The 16,667-nt window shown below is 61.8% G+C and carries 13 protein-coding genes and 1 pseudogene; 5 read left to right on the forward strand and 9 right to left on the reverse strand.

Going from position 1 to position 16,667, the window contains the following annotated elements; genetic code table 11:
* The first annotated feature begins 64 nt into the window (after positions 1-64).
* Positions 65-961: a DMT family transporter gene (locus tag ACZ1G7_RS18320; RefSeq protein ID WP_472660816.1), complete on the forward strand. Its 897-nt coding sequence runs from the start codon at positions 65-67 to the stop codon at positions 959-961.
* Here the strand turns inward: ACZ1G7_RS18320 and ACZ1G7_RS18325 are convergent.
* Both ACZ1G7_RS18325 and uxaC read right to left on the reverse strand, forming a co-directional pair.
* Positions 949-2,151, reverse strand: a complete 1,203-nt coding sequence (locus ACZ1G7_RS18325; protein ID WP_472660817.1) for a mannitol dehydrogenase family protein — start codon at positions 2,149-2,151, stop codon at positions 949-951. The genes ACZ1G7_RS18320 and ACZ1G7_RS18325 overlap by 13 nt on opposite strands.
* The gene (gene uxaC / locus ACZ1G7_RS18330; protein ID WP_472660818.1) at positions 2,148-3,521 is read right to left on the reverse strand and encodes a glucuronate isomerase; all 1,374 of its coding nucleotides are present in this window, start codon (positions 3,519-3,521) and stop codon (positions 2,148-2,150) included. Before uxaC ends, ACZ1G7_RS18325 begins: the two co-directional genes overlap by 4 nt.
* 96 nt (positions 3,522-3,617) lie before the next feature.
* Between uxaC and ACZ1G7_RS18335 the strand changes: the two genes are divergently transcribed.
* From ACZ1G7_RS18335 to rbsK, 4 genes are read left to right on the forward strand one after another with little or no spacing between them, the layout of a single operon-like run.
* The gene (locus ACZ1G7_RS18335) at positions 3,618-4,619 is read left to right on the forward strand and encodes a Gfo/Idh/MocA family protein (RefSeq protein WP_472660819.1); all 1,002 of its coding nucleotides are present in this window, start codon (positions 3,618-3,620) and stop codon (positions 4,617-4,619) included.
* The gene (locus ACZ1G7_RS18340; RefSeq protein WP_472660820.1) at positions 4,612-5,616 is read left to right on the forward strand and encodes a Gfo/Idh/MocA family protein; all 1,005 of its coding nucleotides are present in this window, start codon (positions 4,612-4,614) and stop codon (positions 5,614-5,616) included. Before ACZ1G7_RS18335 ends, ACZ1G7_RS18340 begins: the two co-directional genes overlap by 8 nt.
* Complete coding sequence (locus tag ACZ1G7_RS18345; RefSeq protein WP_472660821.1) at positions 5,613-6,671, forward strand: Gfo/Idh/MocA family protein; 1,059 nt, start codon at positions 5,613-5,615, stop codon at positions 6,669-6,671. The genes ACZ1G7_RS18340 and ACZ1G7_RS18345 overlap by 4 nt, the downstream gene beginning before the upstream one ends.
* A gap of 2 nt (positions 6,672-6,673) precedes the next feature.
* A complete protein-coding gene (rbsK, locus tag ACZ1G7_RS18350; RefSeq protein ID WP_472660822.1) occupies positions 6,674-7,582 on the forward strand; it encodes a ribokinase in 909 nt (302 codons plus the stop codon).
* On the opposite strand, the pseudogene ACZ1G7_RS18355 reads toward rbsK, so the two are convergent.
* From ACZ1G7_RS18355 to ACZ1G7_RS18385, 7 genes and pseudogenes are all read right to left on the reverse strand, one after another.
* A pseudogene (locus ACZ1G7_RS18355) lies at positions 7,579-11,201 on the reverse strand (hydantoinase B/oxoprolinase family protein). The gene rbsK and the pseudogene ACZ1G7_RS18355 overlap by 4 nt on opposite strands.
* Before the next feature lie 48 nt (positions 11,202-11,249).
* Entirely contained in the window at positions 11,250-11,771 is a 522-nt protein-coding gene (locus ACZ1G7_RS18360; RefSeq protein WP_472660823.1) for a winged helix DNA-binding protein, read from the reverse strand.
* A gap of 67 nt (positions 11,772-11,838) precedes the next feature.
* On the reverse strand, positions 11,839-13,305 hold the full coding sequence (locus ACZ1G7_RS18365; protein WP_472660824.1) for an aldehyde dehydrogenase: 1,467 nt from the start codon (positions 13,303-13,305) through the stop codon (positions 11,839-11,841).
* Between the two features lie 10 nt (positions 13,306-13,315).
* Positions 13,316-14,353, reverse strand: a complete 1,038-nt coding sequence (locus ACZ1G7_RS18370) for an LLM class flavin-dependent oxidoreductase (protein ID WP_472660825.1) — start codon at positions 14,351-14,353, stop codon at positions 13,316-13,318.
* Positions 14,354-14,367: 14 nt separating this feature from the next.
* Positions 14,368-15,276, reverse strand: a complete 909-nt coding sequence (locus ACZ1G7_RS18375) for a flavin reductase family protein (RefSeq protein WP_472660826.1) — start codon at positions 15,274-15,276, stop codon at positions 14,368-14,370.
* Positions 15,273-16,085, reverse strand: coding sequence for an alpha/beta fold hydrolase (locus ACZ1G7_RS18380; protein WP_472660827.1), 813 nt, complete (start codon positions 16,083-16,085; stop codon positions 15,273-15,275). The genes ACZ1G7_RS18375 and ACZ1G7_RS18380 overlap by 4 nt, the downstream gene beginning before the upstream one ends.
* Entirely contained in the window at positions 16,057-16,659 is a 603-nt protein-coding gene (locus ACZ1G7_RS18385; RefSeq protein WP_472660828.1) for an amino acid synthesis family protein, read from the reverse strand. The genes ACZ1G7_RS18380 and ACZ1G7_RS18385 overlap by 29 nt, the downstream gene beginning before the upstream one ends.
* Between the last annotated feature and the right edge of the window lie 8 nt (positions 16,660-16,667).

Here is a 16,667-nt window from a genome sequence, read left to right on the forward strand (position 1 = left end):
CTCGCAGACGCTCGAACGTGTGTTTTGATGCCGCCTTTAATTATTTGAACACAAAGCACTTGGAATGAGCCGGGTCGCCATTCCAGCGACCGAGGATCGGGCGCAATTGGGCATCGCGATGATGCTGGCGGCCTGGCTCTTTTTCTCGTTCATCGACACATCGGTGAAGTGGCTGGTGCTGGCGGGGTTGCCCGCGTTGCAACTGGCCTTCATGCGCTATTTTGCGCATTTCTTTATCTCGACGGCGCTGATCCTGCGGGGTGGCGCGGATCTGGAACGGTTCAAGACCACGCATGTCGGCTGGGTGCTGTTTCGGGCCTATTTGCTGACGGCCTCTACCGCGCTGAATTTTGTGGCGCTTCTTTACCTTCCGCTGACGGTGACGGCGGCGATCATGTTCACTTCGCCCATTTTGGTGTGCTTGTTGGCATGGCCTTTGCTGGGCGAACGCGCCGGGCCGTGGCGCATTTTCGGCATATGCATGGGCTTTATTGGCGTGTTGGTCGTGATGCGGCCCTTCGGGGCGGAGTTTCACTGGGCGATGTTGTTGTCACTGCATAACGCTGTCGCGCTTGCGCTTTATTCGATCATCACGCGCAAGCTTTCGGGCGTCGTGGCCGCCGAGACGATGCAGTTTTACATGGGGGCGATTGGCACGGCGGCGTTGTTGCCATTTGCAATTTGGCAGTGGACGAACCCGGCGACCGCATTCGATTGGACGGTGATGGTTTTGCTGGGCGTTTGGGGCTGGGCGGGCCATGAGCTTTTGACCCGCGCGCACCGGTTTGCTGCTGCCAACACGCTGATGCCTTACGCCTATTCCTTCCTGATTTTCCTGAGCATTTCCAGCTACCTGATCTGGGGTCATGTCCCCGATTTCTACACCTTGCTGGGTGCTGCGATCATCATCGGATCGGGGATGTTGATCTGGGCGCGGGAACGTCGGCGTCAGGCGTCATAACCGATCAGCTTTGCGAGGGTCGCGTTGGGCGTATCGCCCGCGCAGGCGGCCCTGATCTCGGCGGCTTTGGGATCGTCCAAGGCTCTGCCCGCCCAAGTCTCTGCGATAGCAAAATCCATCCATGCGGCCACGGCACGCCTGCACATCGGCGCGTCACCGTCACGTGCGTCGATGGTGCTGAGCAGCCGAACCGGCAGCTTCATCGTGCCGTCCATTGCGATTTGGCGCAGCCGGTGGTTCAGCGCGGGGTTGGCAAAGCGGTCTAGCAAGGCGGCGGCGTAGGTTTCGTACTCTAGCCCGCCTGGCAAAGTGACACCGGCTTCCGCGAAAATACCTTGTGCGAGGGATTTGAGGTCAGGGTCCGCAATCGCCTGATGGACGTAGTCATGGCCTGCCAAAATGCCCGCATATGCGAGCGCGGAATGCGCACCATTGAGCAGGCGCAGCTTGCGCAGTTCAAACGGGGCGGCGTCTTTGACGATCTGCGCGCCTGCGTTTTCCCATGCAGGGCGGGGGCCTGCGAAGTGATCCTCGATCACCCATTCGGAGAAGCTTTCGGTTTCAACCGGGGCGGCTTCGGGCAGCCCGTTTGCGCGCATGTGATCTGACAGCGCTTGCGTGGTTGCGGGCGTGATCCGGTCGACCATGGTGCAAGGAAAGGCGAGAGCTTCGGGCAGTTTCAGTCCTGCAGCCTTCGCGAAATCTTTGAGCGCGCGTTTCAAAACATGACCGTTTTCGCTGAGATTGTCGCACGACATCACGGTGACCGGCGCCTCGCGCATCGTCAGACCATGGGCCAGCGTGCCGATCGCGGATGTGAGCGAGCCCGCAAGGTCGGCCTTTATGTCGGGGTGGCTGAGATCAAGTCGGTTGTCGGGGCCCAGACAATAGCCTTTTTCCGTGATTGTGAGCGTGATCATGTCAGCGGTTTTGATCGCTTGAAGCACCTGCGCGCGCTGGTCCTTTGCAAAAAGGATGTCGTCGATGACAGTGATTTTTTCGAGATGTTCGCCGCCCGCATCACGGATGGCGAGGCCATAGTCGAAACCTTGTGGCGCCAGTTGATCGCGCATATCGGGGCTGCGCATTGACACGCCGGTGATGGTCCAACCGCCCGCCTTTTGCGTGTACCACGCCTGATGGGCGCGATGAAAATTGCCTAAGCCCAAGTGCAATATACGGCGCGTCATAGCGCGAGCTTGTAGCTGTCGCGGGCCAGATCACAGCTGAGCTGACGGGCGAGGGTGGCGGCGTCTTGCGGGCCGAAATGCCCACGGTCCACTTGTTCGGCCAGATGGATCGCCACGCTGCGCCGCCATAGGTCGTGGCGCGCCGGGATCGACATGAAAGCGCGGGTGTCGTCGTTGAACCCTGCGAGGTTTTGGTAGCCGGCGGTCTCGACCACTTGATCGAAATACCGCGCGATACCGGCGGCGCTGTCGTGAAACCACCACGGCGGGCCGATCTTGAGGCAGGGCCAGTGCCCGGCCATTGGGGCCAGCTCTCGCGCATAGGTCGTCTCGTCCAGCGTGAAGGCGATGAGGGTGAAACCGGGCGTGTTGCCGCACCGGTTGAGTAGCCCTTCAAGCCCGCGCACCCAATCGGTCGTGACGGGGATATCGGCGCCCATATCGCGGCCATATGTGTCAAAGATAGCCGGGTTGGTGTTGCGGCGGCTGCCTGCGTGCAGCTGCATGACCATGCCATCGTCGCAGGACATTTGGGCCATCTCGGTCAGCATGTGCCCATGGAACAGGGCGGCATCATATTCGTCGAGATCGCCTTTTTGCGCCTTGTCGTACAGCTCCGCCGCGAAGCTGGGGGCGCATAGATCGGTTGTGAGCTGTTCAATCGCGTGATCTGTCGCGGTCGCGCCGAGGCTGCGGAAGAAGGCGCGGCGGTTGCGCAGCGCGTCCAGATAGCCCGCGAATGTGGTGACGTCCGTGTCGCTGGCTTGTGCGAGGTTTTGCAGCTCTGACGCGAAGCGCGGATCGGCGGGATCGAGCACCGCGTCGGGGCGGAAGGTGGGGATGACCCGGCTACCCCAGCCGCTGGATTTGATCGCCGCATGATGCTTGAGCGGATCGGTGGCGGCATCGGTGGTGGCGAGCAGCGCGATGTTCATACGCTCGAACAGGGCGCGGGGGCGGAAGGCCGGGGTTTTCAGCGCGGCGTCGATCTGATCGTAGATATGCAGGGCGTTTTGCGGCGTCAGCGGGTCCGTGATGCCGAAGCCGTCGCGCAGCATATGGGTGATCCAGAGCCGTGACGGCGTGCCCAGAAACAAGTGCCAGTGATCGGCGAAGCGCTGGAACACGCGGCGCGGATCGGTTTGCCCGTCGGGCTGGCCCACGCCCAGATCCGCCAGGGACACGCCCTGCGAATACAGCATCCGAAATACGTAGTGATCGGGCGTGATGATAAGCGCTGCCGGATTGGCAAAGGCCGCGTCCTGAGCGAACCAAGACGGGTCGCAATGGCCGTGCGGGGAGATGATCGGAAGGGATTGAATCGGCTCGTAAATCTCGGTGGCGCGGGCGGGAAGATGCAGCTGTGTCATAAGAAGACCTTAGTTGCCGAAAACGCGCCAAGCCAGTGCAATTCGGCCTTTTCCTTGGCGGTTGGCGCGGTAGGATGACACCCAAGGGAGAGGTTCATGAAAGTTGCAATGATTGGCACGGGAATGGTGGCCGAAACCCACGCCATGGCCTGCCGCGACAGCGCGTTGGTGGCGCTTGCGGGCGTTTGCGCGCGGCGCAGCGCGGCGGTGTTTGCACAGTCTTGGGGCGTGCGGGCCTACGGCGATGTGGCCGAGGTGGCGGCGGATCCGGAGGTTGATTTCGTCTTGCTGCTGACGCCGCCCGACGCGCGGTTGGAGATCGTTGAAATGCTGGCGCAGGCGGGCAAGCCGATCTTGATGGAAAAGCCGGTGGAGCGGGACCTGGCGGGAGCCTTGCGCGTGGTTGAGGCCTGCGAAGGGCGGGTGCCGTTGGGCATCGTGTTTCAGCACCGAATGCGCGCGGCGTCCGAGACTTTGGCGCAGATGTTGCCGCAGTTTGGCGCAATCCAGACGGTGGACATCACGGTGCCGTGGTGGCGCGATCAGGCTTATTACGATGTGCCCGGGCGTGGGACCTATGCGCGCGACGGGGGCGGGGTTTTGATCAATCAGGCGATCCATACGCTGGATCTGGCGCTGACCTATACCGGGCCGGTTCGGGCGGTGCAGGCCTTTGCGCGGACCTCTCAAACACATCGGATGGAGGCGGAGGATTTCGTCTCTGCCGGGCTGGAATTTGAAAGCGGCGCGGTGGGGTCGTTACAGGCCAGCACGGCCAGCTTCCCCGGTGGGTCAGAGCGGATCACTTTGCATTGCGAACAGGCGAGCGCCGTGTTGGGCGAAGGGGTTGTGCGTGTGACATGGCGCGACGGGCGCGAAGAGCAGTTTGGCGAGGCGGCAGCGACTGGCGGCGGCGCGGACCCGATGGCGTTCACGCATGACTGGCATATGGCGGTCATTGACGATTTTGCGCGCGGCCTGACTGAGGGTCGTGCGCCGCGCGTCACGGGGCGGGAGGCCTTGCGCGTGCATGCGCTGATTGAGGCGATTGTACGCTCTTCCCGGGAACAGAAATTGGTGGAGGTGACGCATGTCTAAACCCATTCGCATCGGCATTTTGGGCATTGATCATCGCCATATCTACGGGATGGCTGCGGAGATGGAGAAGCTGGGTTGTGACCTGGTCTGTTGGTGGACCGAGGGCACGCCTGAGACGCTGGACGGCTTCACGAAACGGTTCCCCGATCTGCCGCGATGTGCGCAGGCCGAAGATGTGATTGGGGGCGATCTGGACCTGATCCTGATCTCGGCCATCCCGGCGGATCGTGCCGATTTGGCGATCCGGGCGATGCAAGCGGGCAAGGATGTGATGGTCGATAAACCGGGCTGCACGGACGCCGCGCAGCTGTCCGCGATCAAAGCTTGCGTGGCTGAGACCGGGCGCATTTGGTCCATTGATTTTTCCGAGCGGTTTGAGGTGCCTGCGGTGACACGTGCCGCAGAACTGGTGGCCGAGGGTGCGATTGGGCGTGTGATCCAAACGATCGGGATTGGGCCGCATCGGCTGAACCTGAATACGCGGCCTGATTGGTTCTTTGAACGCGACAGGTTCGGGGGGATTTTGACGGATATTGCGTCGCATCAGATTGACCAGTTTCTGTACTTCACTGGATCAACTGAGGCGCGTATCACATTGTCCAATATTGGAAATTTTGGAAACCCACAGCGCCCTGAGTTGCAGGATTTTGGCCAGATCGCGTTGGAAAGCGAACAGGGCTTGGGCTATATCCGTGTCGATTGGTTCACGCCGGATGCGCTGCCAAGTTGGGGCGATGGGCGCTTGATGCTGCTGGGCACCGAAGGGACGATTGAGCTGCGCAAATATGTCGATGTCGGCGGCGCTGCTGGCACGGATCACCTGTTTTTGGTCACTGGGGACCGGTGCGAACGGATGGATTGCGCCGATGCGGGGCTGCCTTACTTTGCGCGGCTGGCGGCTGATATTCGTGACCGAACAGAGACGGCGATGCCGCAGGCGCATGCGTTCAAAGTGATGGAGCTGGCCATCGAAGCGCAGCGCATGGCGGAGGCATGATCCGGGTTGCGATTTTAGGTGCCGGGATCGGGGCGGAGCATTTGGCAGGCTACCGCGCCTTGCCGGATCTGTTTGACGTGGCTGTCATCTGCGATCTGGATACTGAACGCGCCGCGCAGATTGCAGGCAGTACCCCCGTGAGCGCGGATGCGGATGCTGTAATCGCCGACCCGTCGGTTGATGTGATTGATATCTGCCTTCCGCCGCATTTGCATGTGCCGATGAGCCTGAAAGCACTGGATGCGGGAAAACATGTGATTTGTGAAAAGCCTTTGGCGACGTCATTGGCGGATTTGGATCTGTTGGCGGCGGCGGAGGCGCGTTCGACCGGGACGGTGTTTCCGGTGTTTCAATACCGTTTTGGACGCGCCATGGCGCAGTTTCAGGCCTTACGTGCAGCTGGGTTGGTTGGTGCGCCACATATGGCCAGCTTGGAAACGCATTGGGCCCGGCGTGCGGAGTATTACGCCGTGCCGTGGCGCGGGACATGGGCAGGCGAATGCGGCGGTGCGATTGTCGGCCACGCGATCCACGCGCATGATCTTTTATGCCTGTTTTTCGGGGAGGTCGCGCAGGTGGGCGCGCAGCTTGCGACGCGCGTGAACCCGATCGAGACGGAAGATTGCGCGGCGCTGAGCTTTGTTATGGCCGACGGCGCGCTTGCGACCAGCTCTGTCACTTTGGGCGGGGCGGATGACACAACGCGGATGCGGTTGATTTTTGAGAAGTTGACCGCGACGAGCGGGGCAAAACCCTATGCACCGATGGATCAGGACTGGGTGTTTCAAGCCCGCGACGCGGTTGATCAGGCGGAGGTTGATCGCGTGATTGCGGGTGTACCTGATGGGTTTGCTGGGTTCGCGGGGTATTTGCAGCAGGTGGCACGGGCGATTGCCGGTGAGGCCAATGATGCGGTGCGATTGGCGGATGGCCGGCGGTCGCTGGAACTGATCACGGCGGCCTATGCGTCGGCGCGCAATGGCGGGGTACCGGAGGCTTGCCCGGTGGCCCAAACCCATCCACTTTATGCAGGCTGGCAGCCGGAGGGAGCGTAGCTATGGGCAAGATAGCGGTTTTGGGTGTGTTCGTCGCCGATTTGGCGTTTCGGGCGGACCGTATGCCTGTGATGGGCGAGACGCTTTTGGGCAATTCCTTTGCGATGAACCCGGGCGGGAAAGGGTCGAACCAAGCGGTCGCTGCAGCGCGGATGGGGGCGGAAGTGACCATGATCACCCGGCTGGGCGATGACGGGTTCGCCGGGATGGCGGAGGCGCTTTGGGCGGGTGACGGAATCCAAGCACAGGTGGTGAAAGATGCGGGCAGCTACACGGGTGCCGCGCATATTTTCATCGATGAGCAGAGCGGGGACAATGCGATCATCATAGCACCCGGCGCGGCTGGAGATTTGTCGCCAGATGACTTGAATATCGCGCGTGAAGCCATTGAAAATGCTGATGTATTTATGACTCAGCTTGAGCAGCCGATGGCGGCGGCCATTCGCGGATTGGAGATTGCGCGGGCGGCGGGTGTGACGACAATTTTGAACCCTGCGCCTGCGGCGGAATTGCCGCGGGAGATGTTGGCTTTGTGCGATTACGTGACGCCCAATGAGACCGAAGCGGAGATGCTGTCGGGCGTTGCTGTGCATGACGTGGCCGACGCGTCGCGGGCCTGCGCGGCGTTGAAAGCGCTCGGCGTGCGGCGGCCTATCATTACCATGGGCGCGCAGGGGGCCTTTCTTGACGGGCACGGGTTGGTGCCCGCCGTATCTGCGGGCAAAGTTGTTGAGACCACCGGCGCGGGTGACGCGTTTAACGGCGGGTTTGCGGCCTGTTTGGCGGACGGCATGGGACCCGAGGACGCGGCGCGATACGCCTGCGCCGTGGCCGGTTTGTCGGTGACGCGGGCGGGCGCGGCCCCGTCGATGCCGAAGCGCGACGAGGTGCTGGCGTTGATGGCGGGCTAGGGTTTTCCGTAGCCGCCGCCACCGGGGGAATGCAGGACGAATATGTCGCCCGCCTGCATCTGAGTGGCGTCATTGCCTTTGAGATTTTCGACAGTGCCATCCGCGCGTTCAACCGCGTTGTGACCGGTTTTTCCGGGATGCCCGCCTGCCGCGCCATGCGGGGGACTTCCCGGTGGGAGGTCAGGACGGTGGCTGTCATTGGCTCTAAGAACCTGAGCTTGCGGGTGATGCCGTCGCCGCCTTGGAAAGCGCCTGCGCCGCCTGAACCGCGGCGGATTGAGAACTCCTCCACTCGGACGGGGAAACGGGTTTCCAGAACTTCCGGGTCGGTCATGCGGGTGTTGGTCATGTGGCTGTGGACCGCGCTTGCGCCATTGAACCCGTCGCCCGCGCCGGTGCCGCCGCAGATGGTTTCATAGTTCTGGAACGTGTCGTTGCCATAGACGAAATTGTTCATCGTGCCCTGGCTGCCCGCGATCACCCCAAGGGCGCCGTAGAGCGTGTCGGCAATGGCCTGACTGACCTCCGTGTTGCCGGAAATGACGGCGGCGGGGGCGTGCGGGTTGATCATGGAGCCTTCGGGGACGATCAGTTTGAGCGGCTTCATGCAGCCCTCGTTCATGGGGATATTGGTACCGACCAATGTGCGGAACACATAGAGCACCACCGCACGGCAGATCGACAGCGGCGCGTTGTAGTTGAAGGGATCCTGCGGTGAGGTGCCGGTGAAATCGAGCGTGGCCTCCCGCGCTTTTTTGTCCAGCGTGATCGCGACTTTGATCTGCGCGCCGCTGTCGAGCGGGTAGGTGAAGGCGCAGTCGTGCAGCACGTCGAGGACGCGGCGCACGCTTTCTTCGGCATTGTCTTGGACGTGGCCCATATAGGCGTGGATGGTGTTCAGGCCGAACTGACGGGTGATCTTGGTCAGCTCTTGCACGCCGGTCGCATTGGCCGCGATTTGGGCGGCGAGATCGGCCATGTTCTGATCGATATTGCGGCACGGGTAGGGGCCAGAGGCCAGCAGCGTGCGGGCGGCTTGATCTTGCAGCGCGCCTTGTTTGACCAGCAGAAAATTGTCGATCAGCACACCTTCTTGCGCGATTTCCTGGCTGTCGGGCGGGGCCGAGCCGGGGGTCGTGCCGCCGATATCGGCGTGATGCCCGCGCGAGGCGACGGTGTAGAGAATGTCGGTGCCTGCGTCGTTGAAAACGGGCGTGATGACGGTGACATCGGGCAGATGCGTGCCACCATTATAGGGGTTGTTCATCATGAACACGTCGCCGGGCCGGATCTGCCCTGCGTTCTGTGCCAGGATCGTGCGCACGCTTTCGGACATGGAGCCCAGATGCACCGGCACATGCGGTGCGTTTGCGACCAGATCACCGGCGGCATCGAAAATCGCGCAGGAGAAATCCAGCCGCTCCTTGATATTGACGGAATAGGCCGTGTTGGCGAGCGTCGCGCCCATCTGTTCGGCGATCGACATGAAGAGGTTGTTAAAGACCTCCAACATGACGGGATCGACGGTGGTGCCGATAGCCTCTTGCCGCGCCAGGGGCACGATGCGGGTCAAAACCAGATTGCCGCCGGAGACGCATTCGGCCTGCCAGCCGTCTTCAATGATGTTGGTCCCGGTAGGTTCAGTCAGGATGGCAGGACCGGTGATTTTATCCCCCAGCGCAAGGGTGGCGCGGTCGATCAAGGGGACGTCCTGCCAGCTGCCTTGGGCAAACATTCGGGCGGTTTGAGGCGCTTTATCAACGGGTTGTGGGGTGGGTTGGCTGACGCTTTCGCCGGTGGCGCCAATAGCCTCCACCGTCAGAAGATCAATAATGAGGCCCGCGTAGGTGGGCACGAAACCGAAACGTTGCTGGTGGGCTTGCTCGAACGCTTTGGTCATCTCCGTCGGTGTGCCGAAGGGGACTTCAAGCGTCTGATGGGCGCCGTCGGTGCGGATATGTGCGGTCTGCGCGATCTGGATTTTCCGGGGGTCAATGCCTTGGGCTGCGACCTCATCCCGGGCTTTTTGGATCAGTGGCGCGAGGGCGGCTTCGGCGTCCGCAATTGCATCAATGGGGGCTGCGAATTGATGCTCATGCAGCGCGCGGATATCGGCGATGCCCATCCCGAACGCTGACAGCACACCCGCAAAGGGGTGGATGAAAATGCGTTCCATCCCCAAAGTGTCCGCCACGAGGCAAGCATGCTGCCCGCCCGCGCCGCCAAAGCAATTCATCGCATATTTGGTCACGTCATAGCCGCGCTGGACGCTGATTTTCTTGATTGCATTCGCCATGTTTTCGACGGCGATGCGCAGGAATCCTTCGGCAATATCTTCGACGGATTTGTCTGTGCCGATTTCTGCGGCGAGGGCTTCGAATTTCTGCGTCACGACCTGCGCGTCGAGCGGTTGATCGGCATTCGGGCCAAAAACGGACGGGAATTGCGACGGCTGCAGCTTGCCCAAAAGCACGTTGCAGTCGGTCACGGTAAGCGGGCCGCCGCGTCTGTAGGCGGCAGGGCCGGGATTGGCCCCGGCGCTTTCGGGGCCGACCTGCATGCGACCATCGCGGTAGGACAGGATTGACCCGCCGCCCGCCGCGACCGTGTGGATCGACATCATCGGCGCGCGCATGCGCACGCCTGCGACTTCTGTCTCGAACGAGCGCTCGTATTGGCCGGCGTAGTGGCACACATCGGTCGACGTGCCGCCCATGTCGAAGCCGATGAGCTGGTCGAACCCATGTTCGGCGGCGGTGCGGACCATGCCGACAACGCCGCCCGCCGGGCCGGACAGGATCGCGTCTTTGCCCTGAAAGAGCCGCGCATCGGTGAGCCCGCCATTTGATTGCATGAACATCAAGCTGTCGCAGCCGCCGTCTGCGGCGTTCAGCGCGTCCGCGACCTGGCTGACATAGCGGCGCAGGATCGGGGACAGATAGGCGTCAACGACGGCGGTGTCGCCGCGCGAGACAAGCTTGATCAGCGGGCTGGCGGCATGGCTGAGCGTGACCTGCTCGAACCCGATGTCGGTGGCGATCTGGCCAAGGGTGCGTTCATGATCGGTGAAACGGTAGCCATGCATCAGCGCGATTGCGACGGAGCGGTAGCCGGTGTCATAGGCCGTTTGCAAAGCGGCTTTGGCCTGATCCGCGTTGAGCGGCGTGATGATCTGGCCGTCGGCGGCGACGCGTTCCTCGACCTCAATCGCCTCATCATAGAGAAGTTCGGGCAGTTTGATATGCAGGTCGAACAGATTGGGGCGGTTTTGATAGCCGATGCGCAGTAAGTCCTTGAAACCCTTAGTGATCATCAGGAGCGTGCGTTCGCCTTTGCGTTCGAGAAGCGCGTTGGTGGCGACGGTGGTGCCCATTTTGACAGCGGCGATTTGACCGTTCGGAACGGGGTCTGCGCCCTGAACGCCAAGCAGCGACTTAATGCCATGGACCGCAGCGTCGGGGTAGATTTCGGGGTTTTCGGAAAGCAATTTATGGGTGTGCAGCGCGCCATCAGGGCTGCGCGCGACGATGTCGGTGAAGGTGCCGCCGCGGTCGACCCAGAATTGCCATTTGGTGTTTGCGCTGGTTGCCACGGTGCTCTCCTTCGACTCTTGGTGCACCTGTTATTTGTATAACGCTGACAAATTGTCAACGTTTTATGTGTGAAGCTAGAGCGATGTCGCCGCGCGGCTTGCCTGATCATATTGGCCCGACAGCGCGCGCAGGCTGGCGGCCATGGCGCGCATTTCGTCGCCTGACATGTCAAGATGGGACAGACCGTCCAGAAAGCAGCGCTCGCGGATGTCGCGGTAGGCTTCGCAGAGCGCTTCGCCGTCGGGGGAGGCACGGTAGAACACCTCCTTGCCACGCTTTTCGGAAGAGATAAGCCCTGTTTTCAACAGCTTGCGCAGCGCATAGTTGACGGTATGCGTGTCCTCGATATTCAGCAGGAAGCAGATATCGGTCAGGCGCTTGTCGCGTCCACGGTGATTGGCGTTGTGCAGAACCAGGATTTCGAGCGGCGTCAGATCGGTGTTGCCTGCCGCTGACATGCAGCGGGTCATCCAGCGCGAAAACGCGTTATAGGCGATGATCATGCCGTATTCGACCTCGGAAGCTTCCCAGTTTTCACCCTCGGCGAGGTGGCGGGAGGAGACGATGCGGCGTTTGGGGGCAGGGGTTTCGGTCATGATGCGCCTTCTGATTTTGGCATATGACCGACATTTTATAGGTAAAATGGCAGGGAATAAAGCGCCGCTATCGCATCACGAACGGGTCGGGGGTCGGGTCGTCGCTGGTGCGCAGCCAGACGGCTTTGACCTTTGTATAGTCGAGCGCAGCCGCAAGGCCGCCTTCGCGCCCATGGCCTGACAGCCCGTGCCCGCCAAAGGGCACAATCGGGCTGACGGCGCGGTAGGTGTTGACCCAAACGATGCCCGCGCGAATGGCCCGAATCATGCGGTGCGCGCGCGTGAGATCGCGGGTGAAGACGCCGGAGGCAAGCCCGTAGGCGGTGCTATTGGCGATCTCGACGGCCTCGGCTTCGGTGTCGAAACCGGTGACCGACAGTACGGGGCCAAAGAATTCTTGGGTGAGGCAGGGCGCGTCAGGCGCGGCGCTGCAATCGAGTATTGTCGGCGGGAAATAATGCCCGTCGCGTTCCAAGGCGGTGCCGCCGGTCAGCAGTTTTGCGCCCGCGTCGAGTGAGGCTTTGATCAGGGTTTGCGCGGTGTCGATTTGCGCTTGGGTGCACAGGGGTCCGACCTCCGTCGCCATGTCGGCCGGGTCGCCAATGATGACGGCTTCGGCTTTGTCGATCAGGCGGGCGAGAAATTCGTCCTTGATCTTGTTGGAGATCACGAGGCGGGAGCCCGCCACGCAGCTTTGCCCGGTAGCCGCAAAAATGCCGGAGATTTGCGCGTTAACGGCGCTGTCGATATCGGCGTCGTCAAACACGATGAAGGGGGATTTTCCGCCCAGTTCCAGCGAGGTGGAGGCGAGGTTTTCGGCGGAGTTACGCACGATGTGGCGCGCAGTGTCCGGGCCACCGGTGAAGGCCACATGGGCAATTTTCGGATGGCTCGTCAGCACCGCGCCGCAGTCAGGGCCGAAACCTGTGATGACGTTCAAAACACCGGGCGGGAAGCCCGCTTGATCGAAGATGCGCGCAAATTCGAGCATTGGCGCGGGCGCTTCTTCAGATGCTTTCAGGACCACTGTGCACCCTGCCGCAAGCGCCGGGCCGATCTTGACGGCGGAGAGGAACAGCTGCGAATTCCAGGGGACAATAGCCACGACAACGCCCACGGGTTCGCGGCGCAACCAGACCTCCATATCGGGTTTGTCGATGGGCAGATGCGCGCCTTCGATCTTGTCGGCGAGGCCCGCGTAGTAACGATAGTATTCAGCGACATAGGCGATCTGGGCAGAGGTTTCGCGGATGATTTTGCCGGTGTCGCGGGTTTCCAACTGTGCCAACGTTTGGGCGTTCTCGGCGATCAAATCCGCCAATCGGTGCAGCAATTTCGCGCGGGCCGAAGGCGTCATAAGCGCCCAGTCGGGGGAGTTGAACGCGGCCTCGGCTGCGTCGACGGCGGCGTTGACGTCATATGCGCGCGCCTCCGGCATCAGGGCCCACGCCTGACCTGTGGCCGGGTCACGGCTTTCGAACTGGGCGCTGCCATCATGGAAGCTTCCGCCGATATAGTGCTGAAATTGCTGCATTACTGGTCCTTCAGGCAAAGGCGGGCATGACATCTTTGATGAAACGGGATAGCGAGGCTTGCTTGCGCTCAAAGCTCATACCGCTGTCGATCCAGAACGCATATTCATCATATCCCATCGCCTCATAGGTTTTGATCCGGGTGATCGCATCATCCGCGGTTGCGATGACGTTGTCACGCAGCATGGCCTCTGGCGAATAGAAGGGATGCGCGGCGATTTCTTCTTCGGAGAGCGGGGCGATCAGGCCTTGGGACACATCGCGTTCGTTTTTGAACCAAGCGCCGAAATAGCAGTAGAAGCGGTTAATTTCTTCGGCGGCGATTTGCGCGTCGTCGGCATCAGCCGCGATATAGGTGTGGTTCAATAGCATGATCTCAGGGCGCGGCACGTCGGGAAATTTAGCGCAAGCTGCGTTGAATGTGTCCATCAACTTGGTGATTTCCGCGTCCCCCTGCCAGAGTGGCGTGACCTGCACCTGACAGCCATTTGCGACTGCAAACTCGTGGCTGTTGGGGTCGCGGGCAGCAACCCAGATGGGCGGGCCACCGGCCTGCACGGGCTTGGGCGAAGAGGTGCTGGCGGGGAAAGAATGATAGGTGCCGTCCTGCGCGTAATCGCCTGCCCAAAGGCCTTGCAAGGCGGGAACAAGTTCGCGCATCCGCTGACCCGCGTCCCATGCATCCATGCCGGGCAGCATGCGTTCATATTCGTAATTATACGCCCCGCGTGCGACGCCCAGATCAAGCCGCCCGCCGGTGATCATGTCGGTCATCGCCGCTTCCCCCGCCAGCTTGATCGGGTGCCAGAAGGGCGCGACGATTGTGCCAGTGCCCAGGCGCACGTTCTTGGTCTGGCGGGCCAGATCGACCAGATTGAGGAACGGGTTGGGGGCGATGGTGAAATCCATCCCGTGATGTTCCCCGGTCCAGACGGCGTGCATGCCGCCCGTGTCAGCCATTTTGGCGAGTGCTACGAAGTCGTCATAGAGCTGCGACTGGTCCTGATCCGGGGAGGTCCGCTCCATATGCACGAATAGTGAAAAACGCATGCTGCTGTCCCCTTTCAGACCATCGAGCGGATTTCGCCGCTGTTTTGGGTGCCGTAGTAGATGCCGAACGTGCCGATTTGGGATTCAGCGGCGAACCGTTCGAGCATGGTGAGTATTGCCGGATCGGAGACATCATCCAATGCGGATCCGCTGAGCGGGACGAAGGTGCCTTGCTTGGGCTTGCCTGCCTCCGCTTTGCAGAGGAACGCGATGTGCTGGCGTTGCCTGTGCGTGTCTTCAAAGACCGAATAGATGAAACCGGGCGCCGCGTTCACCCCGAGTTCCGCGATCAACCCCTGGACAGTGGCTGTTGCCCCCGTTTTTGTGACAGCGCGTTCGGGCAGGGCCAGCCCGCCATTGCCGTCGTCGCACAAAAGCACATGCCCGTCGCGTTCTATCAAAGCGGAGACGATGAGGTCGGTGTTTTGCGACACAGCCTGCGCCGTGGTTGAGGGTGTGATATAAGCCCCGCGTGCGTAGCCGAGACCCGGCATGGTGGTGCTGTCGAAGGCTTTGACCTCACCGAAAAGAATCACGTGATCGCCCGCTTCCACGGTTTTGTGCATGGCGCAGTCAAACCACGCGGAGACGTCATCTAATACGGGCGCACCATGCGGGCCGGGCTGCCATGTGACCTGCGCGAAACGGTCATCGACCGGGCGTGCGAAAGTGTTGGAAATCTCGGTCTGCGCCTCGCTGAGCACATTGACCGCGAACCCCTTGGCGGAGATGAGCGGCCAGTAGTTCTGCGATGTTTTGGCAAGGCAAACCAGCACCAAGGGCGGGTCGAGCGAGACCGATGTGAAGGAGTTGGCCGTGAAACCCAGCGGCGCGCCCTTCGGGTCTGTCGCTGTGACCACAGTGACGCCGGTCATGAAGCTGCCGAAGGCGGTGCGCAGCGCGCGCGGGTCCAGCGGGGTCATGGTAGGGCGGCCTCCGTGATTGGGAGTTTGAGCCAATCCATTAGATGCGCGTTGACCGCATCGGGATCGGTCAGGTTGACCATGTGGCGCGCGCCTTGGATCGTGACAGCTGTGCCGCCGGGCACTTGTGCGGCCATGGCCTGCGACATTGCGGGGGTGGAATTTGCGTCCCCATCGGCGGTGAGCGCCAGAAACGGGCAGCGGATGTTTGACAACTGGTCGGCATAGGTGGCGTCGCCCGACGCGAAGGCGGCATAGGCGGTCGCGTAGCCGCCGGGGCTGACATCTTGCAGCCAGGCCGCGACCTGCGTTGTGGCAGCGCGATCGGGGGCCGCGTCGCTGAACCAGCGGGCGAGGGGCGTTTCCAGATCGAAACGACCGTCCGCGATTTCTGCGGCACGGGCTATGACGGCGGCACGGGCGGCGGGGTCGCGTTTGTAGACACCGTTGAGCAGCGCCACGCGGTGCACCATTTCGGGATGGGTGGCGGCGAGGCCACCGGCGATCAGCGCGCCCATTGAGTGGCCTGCGAGGTTGACCGGGCCAAGGTTAAGCGCCTCTAGCGCAGCGCGGGTCCATGCGACGAAATCGGGGAGCTGACTGTCGCGGGACAGCGGGCTGCTGTCACCGTGGCCGGGCAGATCGAGCGCGATCACGCGGTACTGAGCGCAGAGCGCGTCGATTTGCGGTTGCCAGGCGGCGGATTGCATGCCGACACCATGCAGCAGCACCAAGGGCGCGCCTTTGCCGTGCGCGCGGTAGGCGAGCGTTGGGCCGCCCTTAGACAGAGGCAGGGTTGTCAACGTCATGGCCCAGCTCCTTGAGGTCTTGATAGCGGTCGCCGATGCGGTGATGCGGGCGCCCGCCGATGGATGCGCCCAGCGCGATCAAAATTTCGTCGCTATTGGGCGCATCAGGCACCGCTGTTTGGATGGTCAGATAATGCGAGCGCCGTCCGCCGTCATGCTTGTCCATCAGCGGGATCATCAAGGGCGCGTTGGCGGGGCCGCGCGTGTTGCAAAATGACAGATAGGATTTTGCGCCGACCGCGTTGCGGTAATGGTTGCCGAAATGCAGCGTGTGGATGAGGGCGGAGGCGTGTTCGACCTCGCCGTTCAGCCCAACGATGGCGGATTTTCCGTAGCCTTCGACTTTGTCGCCGCCGCCAGCGGCATCGAGGATCATCTCGGTCAGTAATGCGCCCAGTTGCGGACCGCATGCGCGGATCTCGGGGCTGAGGTCATCGACAAATCCGCGACCCGCCCAAGGGTTCTTGATCACAGCCATGGCGGCGATCAGGGTCAGCGGGGTTTCTGCCGCTTTGCCGCCTTCGATCAGCGTGTTTTCGACATGGAGCAGAGTCTTGCGGATTTCGGCGGGCATTGTGGGCA

The organism is Litoreibacter sp. JB4-2 (assembly GCF_055693445.1).